Here is a 26,771-nt window from a genome sequence, read left to right on the forward strand (position 1 = left end):
TATAGAAATATTTGCGCCATGCCACTATAGCACGGCCTGCTTCGGCGCTTAGCAGGTCGGCGTGAAATCCGGGCGCGGTGGGCCGAAAAGAAATGCGGGCCATGCGTTAGACTGTGCGGCTGAAGCTTATTTCTTTTCTTGAACTTTTGGCAACTTTTGTTTCAAGACAAAAGTGGCTAGCCATCGGGCGGCAATGAGCCCGACTGACATTCATAAATCACTGCCGTTGATATTAAGCGAGCTCCGACAAAGCCGAGCATTTCTAATGGTCGTCGACGATCTTTATCTTTACTTTATGAAGAAAATCGGCTTCCTTTCTTTCGGGCATTGGTCTAACCATCCACAATATGAAACACGTACTGCCGGCGACACGCTGCTGCAATCCATTGAACTGGCTGTCGCGGCGGAGGAACTGGGTTTGGACGGTGCTTATTTCCGCGTGCACCACTTTGCGCGCCAGCTGGCCTCGCCCTTCCCTTTGCTGGCAGCCATCGGCGCTAAGACGAATAATATAGAGATCGGCACCGGTGTGATCGATATGCGCTATGAGAATCCAATGTATATGGTGGAAGATGCCGGCGCTGCCGACCTTATCGCGGGCGGGCGTTTACAACTGGGCATCAGCCGGGGATCTCCCGAGCAGGTGATCGAGGGCTGGCGCTATTTTGGTTACGAACCGGAAGCCGGACAAACCGATGCGGAAATGGGCCGCGAAAAAGCGCTGCAGTTTTTAGATAAGCTGAGTGGTGTTGGGTTTGCCAAGCCTAACCCCAATCCTATGTTCCCCAACCCGCCGGGCTTGTTGCGCCTCGAGCCGCATTCGCCGGGACTGCGCGAACGCATCTGGTGGGGCGCTGCCTCCAATGCTACCGCCGTTTGGGCGGCCGAGCAGGGCATGAACCTGCAAAGCTCTACCTTAAAGTTCGACGAGAGCGGCGAACCTTTTCATATCCAGCAAGCTAAACAGATTCGTTTATACAAAGAGGCTTGGAAAAAGGCCGGGCACGAGCGTGAACCACGGGTTTCCGTGAGCCGCTCTATTTTTGCCTTAGTAAACGACCAGGACCGCTATTACTTCGGACAGCAAGGCAGATCGGCTGATAGTTTCGGTTATATCGAAGCGGACACGCGGGCCGTCTTCGGTAAAAGTTATGCCGCCGAACCGGATCAGCTGATCAAAGAACTGGAGAAAGACGAGGCCATCCGGGAGGCTGATACGCTGTTGCTGACCATTCCGAATACGCTGGGCGTGGAATACAATGTGCATGTACTGGAGGCGATATTGGAGCATGTGGCACCGGGGATGGGTTGGCGGTAAGAGTAAATTATAACACTCGACTGCATTGTAATCGAAAGTACTATCCTACCGTTTCAAAGACTTACGTCGATTAAGTAAATGATCTTTCGGATGAGAGACGGCGGAATTCCATAAAAATTAGAACTAATATTTCGCTGCAATCGATACACGTTGAATCCTCGCAAATGCGAGGACTAGACGGCGTATTGGCAGCCATTGGACTTATCATCATCATGTTATCGGCCATTGGTGTTCACTTGAATAATAACGATCCTTTAGCTGATTCCTTCGATGCCATAACCCAGCTGGTGTACTTATTCATCTTATTAGGGATGTACAGAATCCATTCTATCTATTCAGAATAATAACTGTAAGCAGAAGATACAATGAAACGCTATTCTCGAAGTTCCACAATATGACGAGCTCTAAAATAGGTAAACAGCAAATATTACGCTATGAACGGTGTTCATGTTATCCCAAATGATTTAACGATTACCATCCTTACTAATCGTTGATATGATTTGAATCGATATCCTGTTGTTAGTTTCTTTAAGAACTTTTAAATCAACATTTAACCAAATAAACATTGCAAAAATGAAAAAAGTAATACTCAGTATTACCATGTCGCTTGATGGCTTTATTGCCGGGCCAAATGTGTCCAAAGAAACTCCGCTGGGTGTGAACGGCCTGTCGCTGCATCATTGGATATTCGGCGGCAAGCAAAAAGCCGACGGTGACACACTCTCAGATCTCGTAGATAATTGCGGTGCCGTGATAACCGGAAGCAAAACTTACAAAACCGCCATAGACGGCGCCTGGGAAGGTGAAAGTCCATTTAACGTGCCGGCATTTATTTTAAGCTCAAAACCGATAGATGCAGTAAAAGGATTTGATGTGGTTACCGACGGCATCGAATCCGCTTTATCCAAAGCAAAAAAAGTCGCAGGCGATAAAAATGTCTGGATCATGGGCGGGGCAAATGTAGCTCAGCAATATTTTTACAGCAACCTGCTTGATGAGTTTCATTTACATATTGCGCCGGTTATACTTGGCAGCGGAACTCCGCTTTTCAAGAGTGATAGCGCTCAAAATGTAAATCTAAAAAAAGAGAGTACTATTGAAACACCGGCTGCAACTCATTTATTTTTTTCTGTCGGAGATCCTAAATAAACCTGTATGAGCCTTAAGATAAAACATACCCTGACCTTACTCATCCTGTTCATTGGCTTTTCAGCCAGCTCGCAGGTCAGCTCTGTTCCATTTACGCTGATGGAGTCGGGGCACATAATTATTAAAGCTAAAGTTGATGGCGTAGAGGGGAAGTTTATTTTTGATACAGGCGCGGGCCTGAACCTGTTTTTCGACAAGTTCGCGAAACGGTTAAAAGCTCAGCAAACCAACAACTATTTTACTGCCCACCGGGCTACCGGCGAAAGTTTAACTGTCCCGCTTTACCACTCGGAGAGCCTGGCTATCGGGACGCTTAATTTTTCAAATCAACTATACACGACCTACAACATCGATGCCGGCGACATCGACGGCTTGATATCATTACAGCCGTTTCAAAACACGCCCGTTACTATTGATTTCGAAAGTAAAATAATTTCTTTTAACAACAAGCCGGAAGTTGGTAAGTCGAAGTTTATCGATATTCAAATAGCTGATTACGCAGGTAAATCGCTCGATATTTTTACCAATGTTAAGCTAAATGACCAGGTAACGATCCAGGTTCTTTTAGATTCAGGCGCAGGCAAATCTTCATTTTGGTTCAACTCCCGGTTGATGGACATGTTAAAGCTTGATAAAAATTCATTTGAGGTTTTAAAAAAGAAGGATGAGTTCGATGCAACTAAAACCCGGCTATTTTACACAGGTAAAATTAACACCTTGCGAACGGAAAATAACTCAGCGAGCATCGATAATCCGAAATCCATATTCGTTGAAAATTTAATCTACGAAGGCAAAACCGGTATTGACTGGTTGGGAAAGAAGATCACAATAAGTCTTCCGGATAAAAAAATATTCCTTATCGATTAACAATGCTGCTTAAGTGCGGAATCAAAAAGTAAACACTATAACTAACTCATGAAAATCATCATTCAATTATTAATTATGGCAGTTTTTTCAACCAATGCCTATACACAAGAGGTAACGGATTCCGCAGCATTAAGAGAGTCATTAGACAAAGCGACCGCTGCTATCAGAAATGCCTTCGAGAAAGGTGATGCGGCTTTAGTAGGGCGATTGCACAGTCCGAACGTTGTAAAATATTTCGGCGGGAACCATATGGTAAAAGGCAGGGAAGCAGTAGCAAAAGGTGCGAGCGCCTGGTTCCAAAACTCAAAAGTAGAATTTATTGAAAATACAGTGGAGAGCACAGAATTTATAGGAAAGATCGCCATACAGACAGGAATTTTTGCAATCAAATCAACTCCGAAAAACGGCGGCGACTCTTCAATAGTCAGGGGACGCTCAATGGTTGTTTACATGCAAGACAAAAGCAGTCCGACAGGTTGGTTGACCATACGTGAAATCACACAGGAAGCGCCGCCTAAATAATGGGGTAATGGTTTTTTTGAGCGATTATCCCCTACTCTGGCAAGCTTACGAACCGCGCAAGGGAAAGATGCCGCGCCGTTAACCTGAAGCGGGCCGTCTTCGGTAAATTTATACCGCCGAACCGGATCAGCTGATCAAAGAACTGGAGAAAGATGAAGCCATCCGGGAAGCGGATACGCTGTTGCTGACCATTCCGAATACTTTGGGCGTGCACTATAATGTGCATGTGCTGTCGGCGATATTGGAACATGTTCACCCGAAGATGAGGTGGCGGTGATAGATGGTTGGAAAACTAATATTTCGCAAGAAGCAAAGGGTTAGAAAATCCTCGCAAAATGCGAGGACTAGACGGGGAAGAAACAATCGCTATAAAAGATAATCATGTTTTACAAACGACTTAACCAGTAAGTCTAACCGAAAAAAAGTCTATACCTGACCGTTATTCGCCAAAGGAATGTCAAACAAAAAAGTTGAACCTTCATTCAAAGCACTCTTCACCAAGATGTTACCGCCATGCTGTTTGACAAGTTCGTTAGATAAATACAGACCGATACCAAACCCTGACACATGCTTAAGGTTAGGATTGTCTACCCGGTAAAAACGATCAAACAGTTGAGGGATGTTTTCTACCGTTATACCAATGCCTTCATCACGGATACTTACTTCTGCTTTTTGCTCAACTGAGCGGCACTTGTTGTTGATTTCTTTTCCTTTGGGTGAATATTTAATAGCGTTGCTGATCAGATTATGGATGACCTGGCCTATCTTCTCCCGGTCGGCCCACACCATAATGCCCGGACATTCTGCATAAATGATTTGATGGCTTTGTAAAACAACGGCTACTTCGGCTATACATTCTGTGATAAGCTCGCTCAAATCGAATGCTGTTTTAGTCAACTGTATCTGCCCGGATTCAAGGCGTGCTACATTTAAAAAGCCGTTTATCATACTGCTCATCTTGTTTACCTGCTTGTCGGCATTAGCAAGGGCATTGGTGGTAAACTGGTCATTTCCTTTTTGTGCATCGCGGTACAGCACCTGGATATATGACTTTAAGGAGGTAAGCGGCGTTTTTAACTCATGGCTCACCATACCAATAAACGTATCCTTTTTAGCCTCTGTTTCCTTTTGGGCGGTAATGTCACTGGTAACGCCGGCAATGGATACCGCATCGCCAGCATCATTATATTTCGGTTGTCCGTAAGCCGCTATCCAGCGAATTTCACCGTCCGGTCGCTGTATCTGATACTCTGCATGATAAATGACATGTTGAGCAATAGCCAAATTCACCCGTTGTTGCATATCATCCCGGTACTCCGGCCGGATTAAGTTTAATAAGTCGGGAAAGTCAAATGTGCTGGCGGCATCTATACCAAAATTCTTTTTACATTGTTCGGTACAGATCATTTTTCCGGTCAGCAAATCAAGCTGGTAAGAACCGAGGTTAGCTGCGCCTAAAGCCAGTTCCAATCGCTGATTGCTGGCTTCCAGTTCGGCTAAGGCATTTTTCTGCTCAGTAATGTCCTGTAAGGTGCCGCTGAGCCGAACAGGTTGTTTATTTTTGTTAAACAGCGCTTTGCCTTTCGCCCGTACCAACCGTGGAATAGGATTAAGCGTGTTTAAAATAGTATATTCCACATCATAACTTTTGCCTTTACTGTAGTCGAGCGCATCCTGTATAGCGGCGATCACCCGGTTCCGGTCTTTTTCTGCGATTACTTTCGTGGCCGCAGATAGTTCGAGTTCAGGAACATTTGGTAATCCAAACCATTCTTTCAGCCGCTCGTTTCCATTAAAGCGGTTGGTTAAAGGGTTATAATCAAAAGTTGCCAGTTCGGCTGCATCTACGGCAAACTTCATATCTTCCAGGTTACCTGCATTTAATTCCTCTAACCGTTTTTGAGCAGCCATCAACGCTTCGTTACTGGCCAGCAGTTCGCGGTTGGTTGCTGTTAACTGGATGTTTAAGTCCTTTTCGCGTTGCCGGCTTGAAGCGCGTTCTGTTCCATCAACGGCCGTCACCAAAATACTTTCAACTATTCCTTTCTCATCGAGTACCGGCGACCACACAAAATCAAGTATCTTGGGCACAATTATGCCATCTCTTTCCAGCAGGACACTCATTTCGTAAGCAAAAAACGATTTGCCGCTGACATAAACATCATCCAGCATCTGCAAAAACGGCTGCCCCTCTAATTCCGGCAAAGCTTTGGCCAAGGACAGCCCGATAACATCAGCAGTCTTGCCCCAAATCTGTAACATCAATTCATTTGCGGATTCAATAACCAGTTCACGTCCTTTGAGGAGGCTCATGGCTAATGGTGACTGTTCAAAGATATTTCTGAAAACAGCCTCGCTTTTGCTTAGCTCATTTGTCCTTTCAGCAATCCTTTGTTCCAGTTCGGTATTGAATGTCTGCAGGTTTTGCCTGGCCTCATCCAATTCTTCATTACTTGCATGTAATTCTTCGTTGGTGCTTACCAACTCCTCATTAATAGCTTGCAGCTCACCCGAACTTCGGGCCAAAGCTTCTTCTATCCGCTTACGTTCGGTGATATCACTGGCCATACCGAACCATTCAACAATTTCTCCCTGGTGGTCAAGGATAGGGACCGCCCGCGAGAACGTCCATCCCGGAGATCCGTCTGCGCGCAGTACTTGATGCTCTAACTGAAATATTGTTTTTGTCCGGATAGCTTTATTGATGGTTGCATCTACTCTTTCCAAATCATCCGGGTGAACGTTCTGAGCACGCCATCCGGTTATTGGCTCACTGGTATCCTTTAAAAAGCCCCGTCCATCCAGTTCATACATTAATTCCCAATCGGCACTTACACTGTAGATAACATCAGAGGTAGCTGTAACTAAAGCTCTGAGGCGAGCCTCATTGGCAGTAATAACTCGCTGTTCATTAACCCGCTTGGTGTTTTCCAGTACCCAAACGGCAATCTTGGTTATGGTACCTGCAGCATTGACTACTGGGGCATAAACGAAAGTAACGAAGATCTTTTCCTCCCTGCCATGACGTATCAGCATCATTTCTACTTCGTCTGCATGATATACTTCCCCGGTTACTGCCACGCTGCCTAGCGCCTCTTCATAATAAGGCCGCACTTCGGCAAAAGGTTCCCAATACCATTTGCCGATGATGGCTTCTTTGGGCTTCCCCGCGATCTCCAGAAATTTATCATTGAGCAATTCTGCTTTTAAAGAAATAGCATCAAGAATACAAATGCCGATGGGGGCACTTTGCACGATGATATTTAACTGCTCATTGTCCTGTAAACTCATACATTCAGAAAACCCGAAAATAAAGAATTATTTCATTCTTAATCATAGCAGGTCTCTCGATGTACTCTTGGGCTCCTGGTTACTCATGCCATGTCTGAAACTTAAGATAGTTCGGGCATTGGTCTGACCATCCACATGATAAAACACGTACGGCCGGCGACAGCTGCTGCAATACATTGACCTGGCTGTTGCGGCGGAGCCTGGAAAAAAGCCGGGCACGAGCGCGAACCCAGAGTTTCCGTAAGCAGGTCTATTTTTGCGTTAGTGAACGAGCAGGACCGTTATTACTTTGGACAGCAAGGCAGATCGGCGGATAGCTTTGGTTATATCGAGGCTGACACGCGAGCCGTCTTCGGTAAAAGTTATGCCGCCGAACCGGATGAGCTGATTAAAGAACTGGAGAAAGATGAGGCCATCCGGGAAGCGGATACATTATTGCTGACGATTCCGAATACTTTGGGGGTGGAGTATAATATGCATGTATTGGAGACTATATTGGAGCATGTGGCGCCAGGGATGGGTTGGCAGTAGCGGCGGGTTGAAGATTAATTATTTCGATGGATTCGAAGGGTTAGAGAATCCTCGCACATGCGAGACTAGACGGGGATATTGCAACTATCTAGGTTCAATTAATGGAACGGTGATAATGCCGACCATAGGTAAAAATATGTGTGCACAACAGGAATATCATTGGGATACAATAATTCGTCATAAGCCATAGCAAACGCCTTGATGAGCTTGCGGCTGTGTTATCCAGCGTTATTGCTAAGGCAGCGTGACATTAACATCGTCTGCCCTCGAAGATCGTGTTTCACAATCCCAACGAGTATACCCGAATTATCGCTGCCAAAGGTGATTGGGAGCCGTTTCAGTTAGCCCAAGAGGTCCTGCGCCAATAAATTCTTAGTGCCGAGGAAACGGCCAATATGGACTCATACCCTATGCATCATCAGAAAAATTCCAAGTTTGTAATGCGGCGGCTGATTTATTCGGCAGATTAACACCATTTGACATTCCATACGCTTGTTTACTTTTGTGGTTGCGTATTATTGAGAAAAATTGGTGTATTTTGCAGCAAGATTCTTATTATAACCGAATATGATCATCCGGCCGCTGCCCGCTTTTAACGGCGACGCTATCCTCGTTTCTTTTCAACATCATGACAAAACGGTTAACATCCTGATCGATGGTGGTGTGCCCCGTACCTATCAGCGTGCTTTAAAACCTTTACTGAAAGAATTGCAAGAAGCTGGACAACCGATCGACCTGCTGGTCGTGACCCATATCGATGATGATCATATCGGCGGCATCAAGGCACTTTACGAAGACACCGCGTTGGACCGCTCCCTGATCAAAAGGGTTTGGTTCAACTCCGGCAAATTACTGTCCCGTCACTTCCGGACGCCTGAAGACAAAAGCCGGGAAGTGGAGGTTATCCCCGATGATACGACAGAGATGAGCGTGCGGCAGGGCCTGACCCTGGAGGCCGAACTGGAAAAACAGTCGGGCTGGGTACAGCAAGTCATCCTGGCTGGCTATGCCGAAGCGTTTTACGGTGCCGAGATCAAGGTGCTGTCACCCCGCGAGCCGATGCTCAAAAAATTGAACAAGCGCTGGGAAACCGAAGAGGCCAAACAAACACAAATGTCAGGCGGGGACCACGATGATTTTCAGTATACCATCGCCGAACTACTGGCCCGTGATTTTCAGGAAGATACGGCCGTGCCGAATGGCAGCGCCATCGCTTTTTTGATAACGCTGAATGGTTTGCATTATTTGTTCCTGGCCGATGCCCACCCTAGTCAGATCGAGGCCAGTTTACGGGCACTGGGCTACAGTGAAGAGCACCGGCTTTGCGCAGAATTTGTCAAGGTCTCGCACCATGCCAGCAAGTTCAATACGAGCCCCGGATTGCTGGATATCATCCGTAGTCCGCATTTTTTTGTCAGCACTGATGGCGGCGCGCATGGGTTGCCCAACAAAGAACCGCTCGCCCGGATCATCGCGGCCAACCCCGGCGTGACCCTGCACTTTAACTATGAGGAGATCGCCGGAAAAATATTCTCTCCGGAAGACTACGGGAGCCATACCTTTACCCTAAAGCACAGTATGGGAATTGATTATTTATTTGAGGGTTGAAGGGCATGATCGCAGACCAGTTAAAACATTTCGCGGTGCAGGTGAACAAAGGCAGTGGCTGTATTTTTCAGCCGGATACGACCGAGTACACTTATATCTTGACCGTCAAACACAATATCGAAAAGGTGGAGGGGAAACCCGAAGTCCGTACCCTGCTGCCGGTTGACCAGATCCGGGTTATACGGACAGGCGCCGGCGAGGCGGAGCCGCTGGCCATCCAAGCGGTGCTGGCTCATCCCGGTATCGACATCGCCATCCTCGTTGCCAACTACATCGGAGCTGTCCCCTATGAACTGACCCATGCCCGGCCGGAGCGCGAGGAAAAGATGAAGGTCTATGGTTATCCCAAAATGGCCGCTGAGGCAGCAGTGACCTCGACCGATATTCCCTGCCAGTGCAATTTGGAGCATGTGCCCGGGGTCAATTACGAGGTCGTCGCCGATGTGGCGGCGCACACTTTCGAAAATAAAGCCGCAGCTTATATCACCGGCTTTTCGGGCAGCGGGGTCTTCTATATCGCCGGCGACCGGCTGATCCTGAAAGGCATTTTTCCGGCCCTCCATAATCCGGCAGCGGCGTTGAACAAATTGCTGGTCTTTTATACGGCGCTGTTCCACGAGCTGGCCGTAGCGAAGGGTTACGCCGGGATGCTAACGGCCGGGATGAAAAGTTTCGCCGCGCATCGAAAAGATGCCTTGAACAGTCTGGATAAGCCGATCAGAAAAAGTGTCCGCGCCCATATGGACAATATCGTGGGCAGTGCGATCACGCCGCTGGCCTTAGCAGAGCATTTCAAAGGGAACCTCCAAGTACCCTATCAGGCAAGCTATCTCAATATCGTCAATAACCCGAGGCTTTGGAAATCCTGGATCGAACTGCTGACTTTTCTGGATGTCGCCACCGACAACCCGGATTACACCCTACAGGTATTCCTGCGTAACGTCAGGCTTTACTATTCGCCCGACAAACTCATTATCGATGAAATGATCAAAGCGTTCCTGACCGATACCAAATCGATGGATTCCATTGAAGATAACAGCATCGTCGTGTTTTCCGGCGACCAGCCCTCGGCCAAGAAGTACCTGAATAAAGCGAAAGTGAAAAAGATCGTTAAATCGATCTATGAGGCCGACATCGAAAACATGCAGGTCGACCATCCCGACCTGGCCAAGAATTTCTGCTGTATCGATATCGCCCATTTTGCCGATAAGGTCGCCGAAATTGAAACGAGCCTTCAACCCGAGGAGATCAGGGAACTGGTCAGACAAGAAGTATTAAAGATCCTGGATTATGGAAATCATTAAATCGGACCTACCCGCCATCTTTACCGAACCGGTATTCGCCCCGGTCAGGCCGCGCCTGCAGTACCTGAAAAAAGAACTGGACCAGTATTTCGTGCACATGTTTGTTTTTCTGCCCAAAGATGAGGAAGAGATCGTCAAATTGTGGGAACCGCTGAACGCGCGGATCGCGGTCGGCTTTCAGACCGAACTGGCCGAGGGCATCGAGATGTGGAATATTTATTTTCTGATCCTATGCCCGTTCAAGGTCGCCCGTCAGTTGAAATACACCATCGAGCAAAATAAATTCTGCAGCCGCAAACTGGTGGAAGACCAGCTGGCGGAGGATTTGGATGATGGGCGCATCGCTAAACTGCTGGAGAAAAAACTGTTTACGCTGGTGATACCGGCTTTGCCACCGCCCAGTGAGCTGATGAACAAAACGACCGCGGAACTGATCGAAGCGGAAGACCCCGTTATCCTTACCGCTTTAAAAGATTTTAAAGCCAGTAACAAACAGTTCGATAAATTCTACAAACATTATAAAAAACTGAGCCATGGCAGCAAAAAACATTAAACTCAGCGGCGTCGAACTCGATGCCTTCCGGGGTTTTAAGGAGCATGTCAAATTCGACTTCATGACCGCGGATGGTCAGATGGCGAACCTGGTCGCGGTATTCGCACCTAACGGGTTCGGCAAGACCTCTTTTTTTGAAGGCGTGGAATGGTCGGTCAAGGGCACCATCGAGCGCTTCGACGAAAACCCGACCATTAAAAATGCAGCAGTCGAAGAAGGGGGCGATATCCTGAAAAACCGCGATGCTACTGCCGAACATGGCCGGGTGCGTCTAAACGACGGCGAAGGGAAGTTCTTCGAGCGCCGCACTTCTTCCAGTGCGAACTGGGACCTGCTGCCCGGGATCATCGAGAGGAAAAGCAATTCGGCGATCAAATCAGGCCTGAAAACGTTTAACTCGAACCAGTTGATCGAGATCATGCCACAGTCGCGAATCGATTCCTTTCTGAGTTCCAAAACCCCGCAGCAGAAATACGAGGCCCTGCTTGATTTTTGGGGCGGGAAAGACGATTCCGCCTATTTCGTCGGCATTTCACGGCTGTGCGAAGCCACCGCCAAGGAGATAGAAGAGCACGAAAAAGCTATTGCAGACCTTAAAGGGGAAATCGATGCCTTGGCCCAAACCAGCGACAAAGTCGCGTTTTTCAATCAATTGATCCAAGCCATCAACGACAGCCAGCAGTTCAAATTTAACCTGCAGCCTTTCACCGAAGAAACGACGGCCGCGGAACTGCATGAAACCACCAAACAGCTCAATCACTTCATTGTCAATTCGGAATTCGAGACCAGGCAGGAACAGGACCGGAAAAATGGTTTGCAGATCCTGGCGAATACCTATGAACTCTACCAAAAAAACTTAGCGGAAAAAAAGACCGTCACCGAACAGCTCGGTGTGTTCAGCCAGCAGGTCGCAGACATGGAAGACTTCCAAAAGCGGACCAAGGAAAGGGAGCGCCTGAACAAAGAACTGGCCCAAGCCCAGCAAACCCTGGCAACGCTCCGACAGATCGAAGCACTGCGCCAGGAATTTGTCCAAACCGCTGGGCGCATCACTACGGCCAATACCGAAAAACGCAGCCGGAATGAACTTATCAGAAATTTAGCTACCGAAAGCAGTAAAGCGACCAAAGACCTCAACCAGTACCAGGCCAATCTGAACAACTTAAGCCAGTCGGCGCTTTCTTTGCAGCAGAACCTGGAAAAAATAGCCGATATGGAAAAGCGGATCGCCGAAAATACGGCGATCATACAGCCAGCCCTGGACCGGGCCCAACTCGCCGAAAAGGTGAAAATGATCTACGATGGCGGCGCCTCGGAAATCATCAGGGAACTCCAATCCCTTCAGCAGACTTATAAGCAACCGATCGAATTGTTTGTCAAACAAGACTTCGGGTTCCCGGCATTTCAAGAACTGGCCGGTGTGATCACGAAACTGTATGAATCCAAAGAAGCCCTGAAAAAGAATTATGAGCAGTTCCGGGCGGATTTTTCCAAAGCTGGCAGTCTCGACGAAAACCTGCAGAAACTGATCCAGTTCGGACGCGAACATGTGCTGGAAACCCATACCGATACCTGTCCGCTATGTCAGACCAAACAGCAGAGTTACGAAGCATTGGTCGCTTTGATCGAAACGCAAAAGCAGGACATCCTAGGCCTGGCCGATCTGCGGCAGCAAATGGATACTTTAAAAAAGGAGATCGACGAACAAGAAGCGCTGATCGAAAAAACATATGCCGAGTTTATCGAAACGCTGAAAGACTACGAAGAAGTCCTGATGGCCGCATTAAGCCGCCGGGAGAAAAAAAGCGCGGATATGGCTGCCAATTTTCAGTACTACGATTCCGCAGCAGCCCTGGCTACCGCCGCCCACCAAAGACTCACCGCCGATGCCGACGAACTGCGGAAAGCGAACGCTGCGCTGCAAAAGCTGATCGGGAACGCCGAAAAGCAGCGCAACAAGCTGACGGAAGATATTACGAAGCTCACCGCGCTGCTGGCCGATCATCAATTTAAAATCGACAATGCCCAGGCACGCGTTTCCGAGCTGGACGCCCAAATCAAACTGGACCAGCAGCAGACCGATTATGTGACCGCGCAGGATTACCTGAACAAAAACAAACTCAGCGAGCAGGATTTCTTAAAGGACGGTTTTGCCGGCAAGATCGGCTCCCAGTCTTATCTAACTCGTGAACTGGAAAAACAACTGGAGGATAATGCGCACCTGCTCGCACAGTTGCAGGCCAAGGCATTACCAGCCGATGCGATCGGTCTGAAAAGACAAGTCAAGGAGATCGAAAAGACGCTGAACGGCTTGCTCAAATCGACCGAACAGTTCGAAGAAAGTTATCAGCTGCTGCTTCGGAGCGAACAGTTCGATTTGCCCACCATGCAGGAACAGCTGGCCGCCAGTGAACGTGTCCTGGCCCTACACCAGGCTAGCTATCTGAAATTAAAGGAGCTGCAGGAAAATATCAGCGTCATGCAGAACAACTTGATCGTCAACGAAAAGAAGCGTGAGCTGAAAAAACTGGAAAACGAACACGCCACGCTCGGGGCCTCTTTGTTGAAATTAGAGGCGCTGAAAAATAAGGTCTCCGAGTTTTTACTGGCTAAGATCAACGCCGTTTTCAATCAAAAGATCATCAACGAGATCTACCGCAAGATCGATCCGCACCCCGATCTCAAAGAGATCAAACTGGCACCCGAGTTCAACGATGTGAAACCCAAGTTGCATATTTACGCTGCTGAGGATGATGGCCGCAAAATGGTCAATCCATCGCTTTACCTGAGTTCCGCGCAAATCAATATTTTATCGTTGAGTATATTTCTGGCAAAGGCTCTGCAGAACAAGGACACGATGATCAACACAATTTTCATGGATGATCCGATACAGTACTTGGATTCGATAAACGTTTTATCCTTTATAGATCTGATTCGGACGATTACCACCGATAAGGACATCGACCGGCAGGTGGTCATCTCGACGCATGATGAAAACTTTTTCAAGTTGCTGCAACGCAAATTCGATAATACTTTCTATCCGTCAAAATTTATCCGCTTCGATTCCTACGGCAAGGTAGCAGCCCATTAATTCACCCTATGTCGAGCAAATTTACATAAGCTGAAAATTTTTCGAACTTATTAAATGAAAAATTATCAATAATATCGTTGGATTGCCTTTAAAATCAATGACTTACATGAATTTTATTTTGGTAATTTAGCTTTTGTACGCCAAATATTTCAGGATATGAATGTAAAGTTACTCCCCCTAGCTGCCGCAAGCGTCCCGCTTGTGTAATTCCGTTTAAAATTATTTCAAAGTATTGTTCTTTTTGGTATACGAGCTTACGCATCCCGGACTTTTGATAAAGGCAGGTTTGTCAGAATTGACTCCTTCGGAGAAACCCGAATTCAATTCTTAAAAATGCCTTTCTAAATATATCGAAGAGCGATATAATCAGTTTCGTTGCTTTCCAGGTTCCCGGAAAATTAGCTGTAATCATTTATACGCTAAACGTGTAACATCGTCATTCGTTTCCTCTTCCGTCCAAAGCTTCTTTAAATCGAACTACAAGCGGAAGACAATTAAACAACAAACGGCAGATCAACGGCAAATGAACGGCAAATGGGTATTGTTTGACCGAATCTAAGTACTATCTTTAAGCTATGGGAATAGTAAAAAGAAACGATATCACAACCGGCTTAAGTGGCGCTATCAACAAGCAGCTTGTTTTTAAGCAGTACAAGCACGGAACAGTGGTGACCAAATATCCTGACAGGAGCAAGGTAAAGCTCAGCGAAAAACAGGTAGCCGCAAACGAACGATTTAAGCTCGCCGTTGAATACGCCCGTGCAATACTCGCCGACCCGGAAAAGAAAGCCGCGTTTGCCAAAAAACTTCCGGAAGGAAAGACGGTGTATTACGCTGCCCTGTCTGAATACCTGAAGGAGAATAGGGGCTGAACGGTTAACATCTCCTGTCTCGTCCTCGCATGTTACCAGCCGTGTACCCACTTCTTTTAGCCACTCATGCCGTGGAGGCATTTACTTTTTTTCTGCAGTCAAAAAAAGTAAACAAAAAAGTCCGCGGCTGCCGGATATTTGTCGTTAATCCTCAATGATTTTTTAATGCGCTGTTCCGAGCCGTGTGAATTGTATTGCAACCATTAAACGGCTCTGCAACACTCGCGGAATGCGCTGACTGTCTGCGTCAATGAAAGGTCCTTCGAAAAAATCATTGGCCTTCACTTCCAAATCTCCGAAGGCCGTTCCTTGCTATCAGAGGTCGAAACGGTATGAACGATGGTTCCTGGCACTGCGCCAAATCCGTTCAGTAAGAATTGCCAGAACCGAAGTACGATCAATCCGCAAGTGCCGGCGTAGCATTAAAAAACAGGAGCAGCAAAGATCAAAAATCACTGCCAAGCCTATAGCGAATGCGGTTTTATGTTGGAGTTTGTAAATACTTTCATAACGCTGAGCCGAATAAAAATAAGCGCTGTTGTTTTTAAAGCGTGCTGATGGATATGTGTGAAAGGCACCTAAGCGGATTGGAAAGGCTTTTGTTTACTTTTGGCCTTTTCAAAAGTAAATGCCCTGCCGGCAGGAGGCTAACGAAAAACTTAAACTTGTAGGTACACTGTAGACATGTTGCGAGGATGCAAGACATGTCGAGACGAGTCGCATTCCCAACACTTCCATCTTTCTTTTCACCTGCGGTTGGTGTTCTCACCATACCGCGACTTTTAGAGATGAATACAGAAATGGTACGGTGCCAACACCGACCATATGGAAACCTATTTAACAATTAACCGTTACCCTTAAATAATTAGCCGTTATTGAGGTGGTATTGTCAGAGTTCTTGTTCTGACTGGTAAACAATGTTTCCAGTTCTTGATGCAAATCCTGTGCTCTGCCGCTTTGTTCAGCGGCTTCAAAAGCATTCATAGTAGGCCCGTAATAGTTTCGGAACAAGCCAACAAGTTCCTTAGGTGGTAAAGGGTAATTGAAGGTAAAGGTATCACGTATGAACGAGATGTTTTCTTTAGGCACACCCGCGTTCACAAAGCGTTCGGTTACATGTTCTTCCACTCCCCATAACATCGGGCTGATGAATCCTTCGGGCGGAGGTGGTGTATACGCCGAACTAACCTTTAATATTTGCGCCACCAGGGTAGGATCTCCTGGAATCCAGTTCCCCATCACTATTCTCCCACCCGGACGTGTTACACGAACCATTTCTTTAGCTACATCCATTGGCTTAGGAGCGAACATCACCCCGAAAATGCTTACCACCAGGTCAAAATGTTTATCCTCGAGTTCATGCAAATCGGTGGCATCACCTTCCTGAAAAGTACAATTTATGAGTCCTGCTTCTGTGGCCCTGCGGTTTCCTGCTTCCACCAGGTTGCGCGCTATATCCACCCCTAATACATTTGCGCCGAGTTTTGCCTCTGGCAGAGCGGTGGTACCATCGCCGCAACCCAGGTCAAGAACTTTCATACCCGGGGTGATCCCCAATTTGGCAACCAGTTCAGTACCGCTTTCGCGCATACTTTCGGCGATTCGGGTGAAGTCGCCTTTTTCCCATAAAGCTTTGTTTGGATTCATTTTTTTAGAAGTGAAGCTTGTCTTCTAAGTTAATCAAACTTTGTAAGAATTTTCAATCAATATACTGATTATCAATTGCTTTACATTAAACTACACTTGTCATGAGTACAATAATGCGGAGAAGGGCTTTGTATCAGCAACCCGCTGATACTCCGCAGATCTTAATCAGCTGGCCGGTATCCCAATGTCATTAAGTTAAGAGAATGCTTAATAAAAATGTCACATTGAGGCGCTCGAAATGCGACATTTTTATGAAACGAAGCAAGCAAATTACGGGACTTTGAGCGCCTCAGCCCGACCGTAATTTGCTTAACTTAATGACATTGGCCGGTATCCGCTTTTTCCCTACCGTGTATCCACATCTTTAAATCACTTACCACTCATACCGCAGAGGCTGATAGGTTCGGTTATATCGAAGCGGACCAGCGTACCGTCTTCGTTAAATTTATGGCGCCGAATCCATTAAAACCGCTATACCAAACTCTTAAACTACTCACGCGCTGACTAAAGTTGATCCACTCCTTTCTGAAGCTTTCTGAAAAAATAGGAATAATCAAATATAATTAAGTAATTTGACTTTATGTAGTACATAATGATATATGATGCACCGATCAACTAGATATGTTTTAAATGCTTACATACACTAAACACTTTTTAAACAGGAGATCTTGTAAACAACAGCGTAAGTTCTGGACACGTATAATCTTGTTTGGTTGTTTAAGTGTAGCGGCCAGATCAACCTTTGCTCAACAAAAGAAAAATGTACTATTTATTGTAGTTGACGATTTAAGACCCGCTTTAAGCTGCTACGGGGACGCTCTTTCTTTATCACCCCATATAGACCGTTTAGCCGAAAATGGCGTTGTTTTTAATCAGGCATATTGCCAACAGGCAGTTTGTGCGCCATCACGGGCATCTTTAATGACAGGTAAAAAACCGGATAATACACGGGTTTGGAATTTAACTACGCACTTCAGAAAAGCCTTGCCTGATGTTGTTACTCTGCCGCAGTACTTTAAAAATAATGGTTACTACACCCGGCAAATAGGTAAAATTTATCACGATCCGAAGGATGCTCAAGATCCTCCTTCCTGGAGTGTCGCCGAATTATTTGCAGTTACTTCCAAACTTGGAAAGTACGTTTTAGATTCTAACCTTCAAAAGGCTGACAAGGCTACTGCCATGGAACAAGCCGATGTACCGGACAGCGCGTATATCGACGGAATGGTGGCTGATGCAGCTACCGAAGAGCTTCGTAATATGGGAAGCAAACCATTTTTTCTCGCGGTAGGTTTTAGAAGGCCCCATTTACCTTACAGCGTGCCGCTTTCTTATTGGAAGAAAAACGCTGCTAAAAAAATTATTTTATCTCCTGATACGGCCCTTGCCACTGGCGTGCCTTCATATTCTTTACATAACTCAGTTGAACTCAGAGGATACACAGACATCCCAGACTTCGGCCCAATTAATGACAGTCTCGCCTCCGAACTTATAAAAGGTTATTACACTTCCATATCTTACGTTGACAACCAAATTGGAAAAGTGCTGGACGAGCTTAAACGGCTCAATTTAGATAAGAATACAATCGTTATTCTATTAGGTGACCATGGGTTTCATTTAGGCGAACATGGGCTTTGGGGGAAAACAACTAATTCGAAAATAGATACGCAGGTGCCATTGGTAATCTCTGTTCCGTCAAAGAAAAAAAATCCGGGATATTCAGATGAAGTGGTTCAGTTGGTAGATCTATATGCCACGCTATCCGACTTATGTAATTTGCCCCCGCCCCAAACCGATGGTACAAGTTTCGCTAATGTATTAAGAGGGAAACCCTTTTCAGGAAAAGGAGTTGCATTCAGCCAGTTTCCAGACGACATGAAGTTTGATAAGCAGCCTAAAGTGATGGGTTATGCAATACATTCTGTGCATTATGGATACACAGAATGGGTTGAATTACAAACCGGGAAAGTGCTTGCCCGTGAATTGTACGATTACGATTCAGATCCGGGAGAAAATGTAAACGTGTCTGAATCTCCAAAATATCAGAAGCAAATCAAAAAATTTCATGATCAAATAAAATCTTACAGAAATTAAAAATGGAAGGAAGTGTTGCGACAACACAGCTATCATAGAGGTGCGCTAAACACCGATATCATTCCCGTTTTAGTGGAGAACCAATATCAAATCAATCACCGTAAATAATTCTTTAATCACATAGTAATCTTTCTAATCGTAAATGAAAAATTACCAAGGTTTGTTATTATTAATCTTATTCGCTCTCAATGCGAAGGCCAAGATATTATTGCCATCAATCTTTAGTGATAACATGGTCATGCAACAAAATTCCAAAGTTGCAATATGGGGAAAAGCAAAAGCAAACGCTGCTGTAACCATGACCACTTCTTGGAACAACAAAAAATATATAACCAGGTCTGACGCTAAAGGAGAATGGAAATTATCGGTGATCTCAACCAAAGCTGGCGGACCTTACAGCATCATTATCAACGATGGTAATCCGCTGGTTTTGAAAAATATTTTGCTGGGAGAAGTATGGTTGTGTTCAGGCCAGTCAAACATGGGTATGCCTGTGAAAGGCTATCCCAATCAGCCTGTACTTAATTCTACAGACATTCTTCTTGATTGCGATAATCCTCAAATCCGCATTATACGATATGAAACAAGCATGTCAAAAACACCTCAATACGACTGTACTTCTACATCGTGGCAGCTTCCCAATCCGACCAACGTAAGTGAATTTAGTGCTGTTGGATATCAATTCGCGCAAATTCTTCAACGAAAATTAAAGATTCCGGTAGGAGTTATAATGTCTGCCGTTGGAGGCACCAGGATTGAAGCGTGGATGTCAGAAAACAGCTTGCAATCTTTTCCGGAGGTTAAAATCCCAGGTCTGAGTGACACCTCCAATATCACTAAAAATACTCCAACAGTTTTATTTAATGCCATGATCAAACCTTTTTCAGGATATACTTTGAAAGGTATAATCTGGTATCAGGGCGAGGCAAACCGTGACAATCCGCAGATTTACGACAAGCTTATGGGTGCGATGGTTAGTGAATGGCGCCAGTTATGGAACAGTGGTAAACTTCCTTTTTATTACGTCCAGATAGCTCCTTTTACCTATAAAGACAGGGTGGGCTCTGCAAGTTTGTTAAGAGAGGCACAGGCAAAGGCAAGTCTGCAAATTCCCAACTCCGGAATGGTTGTAAGTATGGATGTTGGCGAAGAAAATTCCATTCACCCGAGAGATAAAACTACGATAAGCAAACGCCTGGCAAATTGGGCATTGGCCAATGATTACGGGATGAACGGTTTACCGTTCGCAAGTCCTGTTTATAAATCCCATACCATTAATAAAAATGGTATCGTTATTTCGTTCGACAATGCGCCCAATGGACTTACTTCATTGAACAAAGCTATCAATGCTTTTGAAATTGCAGGCAGTGATAAAGTTTTTTATCCGGCAACGGCTAAAGTCACAGGAAAAGGTGTGCTGGTGCAAAACGACTTGGTCGAAGAACCTGTTGCAGTGCGTTATGGGTTTAAAGATTGGGTGGTTGGCGATCTGTTTAATACCGAAGGGTTACCGGTAGCACCTTTTAGAACGGACAACTGGTAGATTTTACTGCGAACCTTTCTTGAGTTGGCAGCAAATAATTTGTCCAAGAGGCTTTACAGTATCATTTTTCAGAGCCTCTTAAAGAAATGGTTCCCTGAATGCCCGCCTCAGGAGCCATACAGGGCAAGCACAAATCTCGTGGCTTGCCCTTCATTTAAGCCCTAAGAAAATAAAAAGCGTCTTTGACTCTTTAGATACAAATAGCTTAAAATGAAAAGTTCCTAACTGGTTTAAGTCTTCCGAAGAGCGACTTAAATCTTCTTACGGCACCAGGACTCTGTCCGGCTCGTGGCGCTACAAAAGTTCAACCGGCACAACATACAGAAGAGTGATATAAGCAGTTTTGTGCTTTCCAGGTTCCCGGAAATAAGCTGTAAGCAGTTAAGTACTACGTGTAACATCGTCATTCGTTTCCTCTTCCGTCCAAAGCTTCTTTAAATCGAACTACAAGCGAAAGACAATTAAACAACAAACGGCAGATCAACGGCAAATGAACGGCAAAGAGTATTGTTTGACCGAATCTAAGTACTATCTTTAAGCTATGGGAATAGTAAAAAGAAACGATATCACAACCGGCTTAAGCGGCGCGATTAACAAGCAGATTGTTTTTAAGCAGTATAAAAGCAAGACGGTGGTTACCAAATATCCCGACAGGAGCAAAGTAAAACTCAGCGAAAAACAGGTTGCCGCAAACGAACGATTTAAGCTCGCCGTTGAATACGCACGTGCAATACTCGCCAACCCGGAAAAAAAAGCCGCGTTTGCCAAAAAACTTCCGGAAGGAAAGACAGTGTATTACGCTGCCCTGTCTGAATACCTGAAGGAAAATAGGGATTAAACGGTTAGCGTCCTCCCGCCGTCACTGTCTCCTCCTCGCATGTTGCCTACTGTGTACCCACTTCTTTTCGCCACTCATGCCGTGGAGGCATTTACTTTTTTCTACAGTCAAAAAAGTAAACAAAAAGTCCGCGGCTTCAGATATTTGTCGTAAATCCTCAATAAATCTTTTAAGCGCATGTTCCGAGCCGTGGGAATGTTTGTGCAAAATTTAACGGTGCTGCACCACTCGCGGAAAACGCTGATGGTTGTGATTTTTGATCGTGTTATGCAGAAGATTTATTGGTCTTTACTTCCAAATCTCCGAAGGCCGTTCCTTACTATCCAATGTCTGAACGGTATGAACGATGGTTCCTGGCACCGCGCCAAATCCGTTCAGTAAGGACTGCCAGAACCGAAGTACGATCAATCCGCAAGTGCCGGAGTAGCATTAAAAACAGGAGCAGAAAAGATCAAAAATCACTGCCAAGCCTATAGCGAATGCGGTTTTATGTTGGAGTTTGCAACTACTTTCATAACGGCTCTGCCGAATAAAAATAAGCGCTGTCGTTTTTTAATGCGTGCTGATGGATATGAGCTAACGGCACCTAAGCGGATTGAAAAGGCTTTTGTTTACTTTTGGCCTTTTCAAAAGTAAATGCCCTCACGGCATGAGTGATGCTGCTATAACACTTATTAATTCCACAACCGCACAGTCACCCGTTCGTTTTTGTTACAAATTTCCACAAGCCTCAAATTCTAATTTCCTATTTTTCAAAGTGTTACTAATCTGGAACAATGATTGAATCGAACACCTCATTGAATTTACATCTTTTTCATACCAGCCTGTACGATCTGGCATCCCTGGCAACCCTGTTCGTTGGGCTGGCGTTTGCGTTGCTCTTAGGATTTGCTAAAAAGTCCGGCAAAGCCGCTAACCTGTTTCTGAACCTGGCTTTAGTTGTGATTACATTAAAAACCGGCGGACTTACGCCGCTGCTGCTACCGGCACTGGGGCCGCTGCTGTATTTTTATGTCCGGCAACTAACAAATCCCGATCATCAATTCAGCCGTACCGATGCGCTGCATTTTTCCCTGTTGCTCCCGGGATACTGGATGCCTGCCTGGCTGATTTCGATTTCGGTCATCATTTATTTATACCTGGCGCACCGGCTGATCACGTCTTTTTACAAAAGGCTGCAGCCTGTGCTGATGGACAGGCCGCGATTTGCGTTCAGGCAATTGGATCGTGCCTTGTTCCTGCTTGGCGGACTATGCCTGTTATCTGTATTGAATGCTGTTTTCTTTTTCGGAGGTGCTTTTGCCCTGATATTAATGACTGCAAAGGCAATACTGAACCAAGTCAATGGTATTGAACTCGCCACGCCGGTACTAACAGACAGATCGGACGCACGGGAGAAAGGACGGAGATTAAAAGAAGCCGTTGCCGCCAATGGTTTGTATAAAGATGCCGAACTCACTTTAAACACACTGGCGGTAAAACTGCTGGTGCATCCCCATGAATTGTCGCGCATCATCAATGCGGGGCTGGAAAAGAACTTCAATGATTTCGTCAATGAATTTCGGGTTCGTGAGGTAACGCGTAAAATGCGTGATCCCGCTTACGACCGGTTTACATTGCTGGGCATTGCCTACGAATCGGGTTTCAATTCAGAAAGAACCTTTCATCGCGTTTTCAAAGAGATAACCGGGAAAACTCCTTTGGAGTACAAAAATGGCCTGAGAAAACAACTGCCAAATCATAAGTTGGCACCCGACTTCCAGGTAAAGCCGGTAAGCTTGCGTCAGAAAAGCCCTTTTGAACGGACTGTTGAAACCGCTAAGCGCACGATCATGATTGGAAATTATTTTAAGATTGCCTACCGCAGCCTGCTAAAAAACAAGGCTTTCACCTTACTTAATGTGTTTGGGCTCTCCGTCGGACTGGCCACTTGTTTACTGATTGTATTCTACGTAACTGACGAACTCAGCTATGATAAATATAATGAAAATGCAGGGCAGATCTACCGGGTCACCATAGACGCAAAGCTGAATGGGAACGCTAATCAATACGCGACTTCTGAAGAACCTTTACCTGCAGCCATAAAAAACACTTTTCCGGATATACAGCAAATGACACGGATGATCGATGTCCAGGGGTTGTTCCTCTCACCTCTAAAGTTTTATATCCGTAAAGGGAATGAAAACATCGAGGAGAAAAAGGTCGTGTTTACTGAATCTTCGCTTTTTAAGGTCTTCACCCTCCCGATGATCGAAGGCATACCGGCTAATGCGCTTGATGCCCCGAATTCAGCGGTGATTACCGAAAGCACTGCAAAAAAATATTTTAATCGTACCGATGTTGTCGGGCAGGTGCTGACCATTAACGATACCAGTGGTTATAAGATTACCGGCGTTATCAGGGATATCCCAACACAATCGCATTTTCATTATGATTTTTTCCTGTCGTATAGCTCGCGCCCGGAAAGCGTTCAGCACGGTTGGGGTTACAGCGGCATGCATAATTATTTGCTGTTGCGGTCCGGAGCCAACATACACCTGTTGGAAAAACAAATTGCGGCGGTCGAAATTAAAAATTGCTATAATCCTGCCGCCTTTACCAACGGAGTTAATTACCTGAGGACGATTTTGACGCCGGTAACGGATATCCACTTGCGTGACCATGCGCAATACCAATTAGAAGCCGGCAGCAATATTCAATATGTCTATATACTTTCAGTGATTGCCGCTGTTATCCTGCTTATTGCCTGTGTCAACTTTATGAACCTGAGTACGGCCCGTTCTTCAAACCGGGCAAAAGAGGTAGGTGTAAGAAAGGTCTTGGGTTCTGTACGCAGATTTCTTATTGCACAATTTCTCGCTGAATCGATGCTGGTGACGCTGGTCTCGGCGGCGATCGCGGCATTAATGGCTTTGCTGCTGCTGCCCTTATTTAATCAATTGTCGGGAAAGCAGTTGGCGCTCAGCTGGACCGCGGTTACCTGGTTATTGCCAGCTTTGCTGATCATAGCGGTAGTGGTTGGTTTTCTTGCCGGTGCTTATCCCGCTTTTTTCCTTTCCGCTTTTCAGCCCATCGATGTATTAAAAGGCAAAATTGCAAAGGGTTTCAAAAGCAGTTTCCTGAGGAGTTTTTTAGTGGTTTTCCAGTTTTCGATATCTATTTTTCTGATCATCAGCACCCTTGTCATCTACAATCAATTGACCTTTATTCGCAATAAAAGCCTGGGCTTTGACCGCAGTCACGTATTGGTTATTAAAAACACGGATGTATTGGGTAAAAATGCCGATCTGTTAAAAAACGATTTAAGACAAATGACGGGTGTAGTGAATGTGACCATGAGTTCATTTCAGCCAACGGGTGAACTCCGCTCAAAAACAGGTCTGTTTCCATCGCTGCCGATTGATATTAAAGAAGACCTCTTAACTGAATTCTGGCCGGTTGATGCAGATTATATTCCCACGATGGGATTGAAACTTTTAGCAGGGCGTAATTTTTCTGAGGACATGCGCACTGATAGTGCCGGCATAATCGTAAACGAAGCGTTTGTTCGTAAGCTCGGTTCTAAAAGCCCGTTAGACAAAACGTTATACAGGGACACATACGGAATTCAGCCGTATCACATCATTGGTATTGTAAAAGATTTTCACTTTGCCACGCTTCATGAAGAAGTAATGCCGCTGGCTTTATATTATGCTACAGATAATGGCGCTATTAACGTACGACTGAAAACCAGTGATATTTCGAAGGCACTCTCCTTGATTAAAGACAAATGGAAGCAGTTTTCGCCAAATCAGCAATTCGATTACTCTTTTATGGATGCTGATTTCGATGCCAGTTATCGTGCCGAAGAGCGCGCCGGAACAATTTTCCTATGCTTCAGTACACTTGCCATATTAATCGCCTGCCTGGGGCTATTCGGCCTGGCTGCTTACGCCGCCGAACAACGAACGAAAGAGATCGGCATTCGCAAGGTACTAGGCGCCAGCGTCTCAACAATCACGGGTATGTTATCTGCAGATTTTGTTAAGCTGGTGCTGATCTCTATCCTGATCGCAACGCCAGTTGCCTGGTGGGCGATGCAAAAATGGTTGCAGGATTTCGCTTATCGCACCACGATCCATTGGTATGTGCCGGTTGCCGCTGCGATAGTGGCCATTGCTATTGCGCTGATAACTATTAGCTTCCAGTCGATCAAAGCGGCCTTGGCTAATCCGGTTGAAAGCCTGCGTGATGAGTGAAAGAAGGGAATGAATAGGACTGACTTGTCATTTGCGTCATGCAGGTAGGCGTGAAATCCGGGCGCGGTGGGTTGAAAAGAAATGCGGGCCAAGCGTGTGACAGTGCGGCTGAAGCTTATTTCTTTTCTTGATTTTTGGGTACTTTTTATCAAGAAAAAGTACCTAGCCATCGGGCGGCAATGAGCCCGGCTAACATTCAATGTTTGCAAAAGTCGCTCATCAGAACGCTCGCTGACATTCATGAATGTTTAGCCTTCATAGCCAGGCAGGCCTAGATACTTTTTTCTACAGCAAAAAAAGTATCCAAAAACGCCGCGGCTGCTGAATCTTTGTCGTAAATCCTCAATAAATTGTTTGGGCGCATAGTTCGACTCCGCTCACCATGACAGGCACCGCACAATAAGTATTTTGAATGCTGAGCGGAGTCGAAGCAGGTCTTTACTTCCAAATCTTCAAAGGCCGGATCGTGCTTCGGAAAGGAACTGAATTGGAATGAATGTTTGTTTCCTACCGCTGATTAATGATTGTACAATTCCGTTATGGCATTACGTTATTCGGCGCCATGCAAGTAGGCGTGAAATCCGGGAGCGATGGGCTGAAAAGAAATGCGGGCCACGCGTGTGACAGTGCGGCTGAAGCTTATTTCTTTCCTTGAACTTTTGGATACTTTTGTTTCAAGACAAAAGTATCTAGCCATCGGGCGGCAATGAGCCCGGCTGACTTTCAATGTTTGCAAAAACCACTCATCAGAGCACTCTCTTACATTCATAAATAGTTTAGCCCTCATAGCCGGGCAGGCCTATTTACCTTTTCCTTCAGCTGAAAAGGTAACCCAAAAAGCCGCGACTGCTGAACCTTTGTCGTAAATACCTAATAAATTGTTTTTTGCGCATGTTCCGAGCCGTGGGAATGGAAGTGCAATTTGAAAGAACCCGCAACACTCGCGGAAAACGCTGATGCCTGTACGGACTTGAAAGGAACTGCAAACAATTTACTGGTCTTTACTTCCAAATCTTCAAAGGCCGGATCGTGCTTCGGAAAAGGTCTGTAATCATATAAGCGCTTGTTTCCTGCTGCTGATGAATGATCGTGCATTCCATTTTGGCACTGTTTCATTTGGCGCTTAGCAGGACGGCGTGAAGTCCGGGCGCGGTAGGCTGAAAAGAAATGCGGGCCAAGCGTGTGACAGTGCGGCTGAAGCTTATTTCTTTTCTTGAACTTTTGGCAACTTTTGTTTCAAGACAATGCCGAGCGTTAGCGAGACCATGAACACCAATAAAAAAATAAATGCTAGTGAATAACTGG

The 26,771-nt window shown here is 45.7% G+C and carries 18 protein-coding genes; 16 read left to right on the plus strand and 2 right to left on the minus strand.

Going from position 1 to position 26,771, the window contains the following annotated elements; translation table 11 throughout:
• Positions 1-295 precede the first annotated feature (295 nt).
• The 5 genes from GS399_RS13095 to GS399_RS13115 all read left to right on the plus strand — a co-directional run bounded on the left by GS399_RS13095 (position 296) and on the right by GS399_RS13115 (position 3,856).
• The gene (locus tag GS399_RS13095; protein WP_160845360.1) at positions 296-1,318 is read left to right on the plus strand and encodes an LLM class flavin-dependent oxidoreductase; all 1,023 of its coding nucleotides are present in this window, start codon (positions 296-298) and stop codon (positions 1,316-1,318) included.
• A gap of 164 nt (positions 1,319-1,482) precedes the next feature.
• Positions 1,483-1,662 (plus strand): hypothetical protein, encoded by a 180-nt coding sequence (locus tag GS399_RS13100; protein WP_160845103.1) that lies wholly within the window; start codon positions 1,483-1,485, stop codon positions 1,660-1,662.
• Positions 1,663-1,891: 229 nt separating this feature from the next.
• On the plus strand, positions 1,892-2,467 hold the full coding sequence (locus GS399_RS13105; RefSeq protein ID WP_160845104.1) for a dihydrofolate reductase family protein: 576 nt from the start codon (positions 1,892-1,894) through the stop codon (positions 2,465-2,467).
• A gap of 6 nt (positions 2,468-2,473) precedes the next feature.
• Complete coding sequence (locus GS399_RS13110) at positions 2,474-3,334, plus strand: aspartyl protease family protein (RefSeq protein ID WP_160845105.1); 861 nt, start codon at positions 2,474-2,476, stop codon at positions 3,332-3,334.
• Positions 3,335-3,382: 48 nt separating this feature from the next.
• Positions 3,383-3,856, plus strand: coding sequence for a YybH family protein (locus GS399_RS13115; RefSeq protein ID WP_237487946.1), 474 nt, complete (start codon positions 3,383-3,385; stop codon positions 3,854-3,856).
• Between the two features lie 426 nt (positions 3,857-4,282).
• Here GS399_RS13115 and GS399_RS13125 read toward each other — a convergent pair whose 3' ends face one another.
• Entirely contained in the window at positions 4,283-7,147 is a 2,865-nt protein-coding gene (locus GS399_RS13125) for a PAS domain-containing protein (RefSeq protein ID WP_160845107.1), read from the minus strand.
• Positions 7,148-7,411: 264 nt separating this feature from the next.
• Here GS399_RS13125 and GS399_RS13130 point away from each other — a divergent pair, with 264 nt between their 5' ends.
• From GS399_RS13130 to GS399_RS13155, 6 genes are all read left to right on the plus strand, one after another.
• Complete coding sequence (locus GS399_RS13130; RefSeq protein ID WP_237487947.1) at positions 7,412-7,678, plus strand: hypothetical protein; 267 nt, start codon at positions 7,412-7,414, stop codon at positions 7,676-7,678.
• A gap of 567 nt (positions 7,679-8,245) precedes the next feature.
• Positions 8,246-9,286 (plus strand): ComEC/Rec2 family competence protein, encoded by a 1,041-nt coding sequence (locus GS399_RS13135; RefSeq protein ID WP_160845108.1) that lies wholly within the window; start codon positions 8,246-8,248, stop codon positions 9,284-9,286.
• Between the two features lie 5 nt (positions 9,287-9,291).
• The gene (locus GS399_RS13140) at positions 9,292-10,590 is read left to right on the plus strand and encodes an ABC-three component system protein (RefSeq protein ID WP_160845109.1); all 1,299 of its coding nucleotides are present in this window, start codon (positions 9,292-9,294) and stop codon (positions 10,588-10,590) included.
• Entirely contained in the window at positions 10,577-11,143 is a 567-nt protein-coding gene (locus tag GS399_RS13145) for an ABC-three component system middle component 1 (RefSeq protein ID WP_160845110.1), read from the plus strand. Before GS399_RS13140 ends, GS399_RS13145 begins: the two co-directional genes overlap by 14 nt.
• On the plus strand, positions 11,124-14,234 hold the full coding sequence (locus GS399_RS13150; RefSeq protein ID WP_160845111.1) for an AAA family ATPase: 3,111 nt from the start codon (positions 11,124-11,126) through the stop codon (positions 14,232-14,234). Before GS399_RS13145 ends, GS399_RS13150 begins: the two co-directional genes overlap by 20 nt.
• A gap of 575 nt (positions 14,235-14,809) precedes the next feature.
• Positions 14,810-15,106: a hypothetical protein gene (locus tag GS399_RS13155; protein ID WP_160845112.1), complete on the plus strand. Its 297-nt coding sequence runs from the start codon at positions 14,810-14,812 to the stop codon at positions 15,104-15,106.
• Between the two features lie 837 nt (positions 15,107-15,943).
• Here the strand turns inward: GS399_RS13155 and GS399_RS13160 are convergent.
• Positions 15,944-16,753, minus strand: a complete 810-nt coding sequence (locus tag GS399_RS13160; protein WP_160845113.1) for a class I SAM-dependent methyltransferase — start codon at positions 16,751-16,753, stop codon at positions 15,944-15,946.
• A 630-nt stretch (positions 16,754-17,383) separates the two neighbouring features.
• Between GS399_RS13160 and GS399_RS13165 the strand changes: the two genes are divergently transcribed.
• The 5 genes from GS399_RS13165 (at position 17,384) to GS399_RS13185 (ending at position 25,466) form a co-directional block, all read left to right on the plus strand.
• Positions 17,384-18,847 (plus strand): sulfatase, encoded by a 1,464-nt coding sequence (locus GS399_RS13165; RefSeq protein ID WP_160845114.1) that lies wholly within the window; start codon positions 17,384-17,386, stop codon positions 18,845-18,847.
• 142 nt (positions 18,848-18,989) lie between these two features.
• Positions 18,990-20,390 (plus strand): sialate O-acetylesterase, encoded by a 1,401-nt coding sequence (locus GS399_RS13170; protein WP_160845115.1) that lies wholly within the window; start codon positions 18,990-18,992, stop codon positions 20,388-20,390.
• Positions 20,391-20,931: 541 nt separating this feature from the next.
• Positions 20,932-21,228 (plus strand): hypothetical protein, encoded by a 297-nt coding sequence (locus GS399_RS13175; protein WP_160845116.1) that lies wholly within the window; start codon positions 20,932-20,934, stop codon positions 21,226-21,228.
• Positions 21,229-21,405: 177 nt separating this feature from the next.
• Positions 21,406-21,609, plus strand: coding sequence for a hypothetical protein (locus GS399_RS13180; RefSeq protein WP_160845117.1), 204 nt, complete (start codon positions 21,406-21,408; stop codon positions 21,607-21,609).
• 395 nt (positions 21,610-22,004) lie between these two features.
• A complete protein-coding gene (locus tag GS399_RS13185) occupies positions 22,005-25,466 on the plus strand; it encodes an ABC transporter permease (protein WP_160845118.1) in 3,462 nt (1,153 codons plus the stop codon).
• Positions 25,467-26,771: the final 1,305 nt, after the last annotated feature.

It is taken from the genome of Hufsiella arboris (genome assembly GCF_009834875.1).
Lineage (GTDB): Bacteria > Bacteroidota > Bacteroidia > Sphingobacteriales > Sphingobacteriaceae > Hufsiella_A > Hufsiella_A arboris.

What these genes read in the sequence shown, in the direction of transcription:
- GS399_RS13095 (WP_160845360.1), top strand. Translation starts at nt 296, where the DNA reads ATGAAGAAAATCGGCTTCCTTTCTTTCGGGCATTGGTCTAACCATCCA.
- GS399_RS13100 (WP_160845103.1), top strand. Translation starts at nt 1,483, where the DNA reads ATGCGAGGACTAGACGGCGTATTGGCAGCCATTGGACTTATCATCATC.
- GS399_RS13105 (WP_160845104.1), top strand. Translation starts at nt 1,892, where the DNA reads ATGAAAAAAGTAATACTCAGTATTACCATGTCGCTTGATGGCTTTATT.
- GS399_RS13110 (WP_160845105.1), top strand. Translation starts at nt 2,474, where the DNA reads ATGAGCCTTAAGATAAAACATACCCTGACCTTACTCATCCTGTTCATT.
- GS399_RS13115 (WP_237487946.1), top strand. Translation starts at nt 3,383, where the DNA reads ATGAAAATCATCATTCAATTATTAATTATGGCAGTTTTTTCAACCAAT.
- GS399_RS13125 (WP_160845107.1), bottom strand. Translation starts at nt 7,147, where the DNA reads ATGAGTTTACAGGACAATGAGCAGTTAAATATCATCGTGCAAAGTGCC.
- GS399_RS13135 (WP_160845108.1), top strand. Translation starts at nt 8,246, where the DNA reads ATGATCATCCGGCCGCTGCCCGCTTTTAACGGCGACGCTATCCTCGTT.
- GS399_RS13140 (WP_160845109.1), top strand. Translation starts at nt 9,292, where the DNA reads ATGATCGCAGACCAGTTAAAACATTTCGCGGTGCAGGTGAACAAAGGC.
- GS399_RS13145 (WP_160845110.1), top strand. Translation starts at nt 10,577, where the DNA reads ATGGAAATCATTAAATCGGACCTACCCGCCATCTTTACCGAACCGGTA.
- GS399_RS13150 (WP_160845111.1), top strand. Translation starts at nt 11,124, where the DNA reads ATGGCAGCAAAAAACATTAAACTCAGCGGCGTCGAACTCGATGCCTTC.
- GS399_RS13155 (WP_160845112.1), top strand. Translation starts at nt 14,810, where the DNA reads ATGGGAATAGTAAAAAGAAACGATATCACAACCGGCTTAAGTGGCGCT.
- GS399_RS13160 (WP_160845113.1), bottom strand. Translation starts at nt 16,753, where the DNA reads ATGAATCCAAACAAAGCTTTATGGGAAAAAGGCGACTTCACCCGAATC.
- GS399_RS13165 (WP_160845114.1), top strand. Translation starts at nt 17,384, where the DNA reads ATGCTTACATACACTAAACACTTTTTAAACAGGAGATCTTGTAAACAA.
- GS399_RS13170 (WP_160845115.1), top strand. Translation starts at nt 18,990, where the DNA reads ATGAAAAATTACCAAGGTTTGTTATTATTAATCTTATTCGCTCTCAAT.
- GS399_RS13175 (WP_160845116.1), top strand. Translation starts at nt 20,932, where the DNA reads ATGGGAATAGTAAAAAGAAACGATATCACAACCGGCTTAAGCGGCGCG.
- GS399_RS13180 (WP_160845117.1), top strand. Translation starts at nt 21,406, where the DNA reads ATGTTCCGAGCCGTGGGAATGTTTGTGCAAAATTTAACGGTGCTGCAC.
- GS399_RS13185 (WP_160845118.1), top strand. Translation starts at nt 22,005, where the DNA reads ATGATTGAATCGAACACCTCATTGAATTTACATCTTTTTCATACCAGC.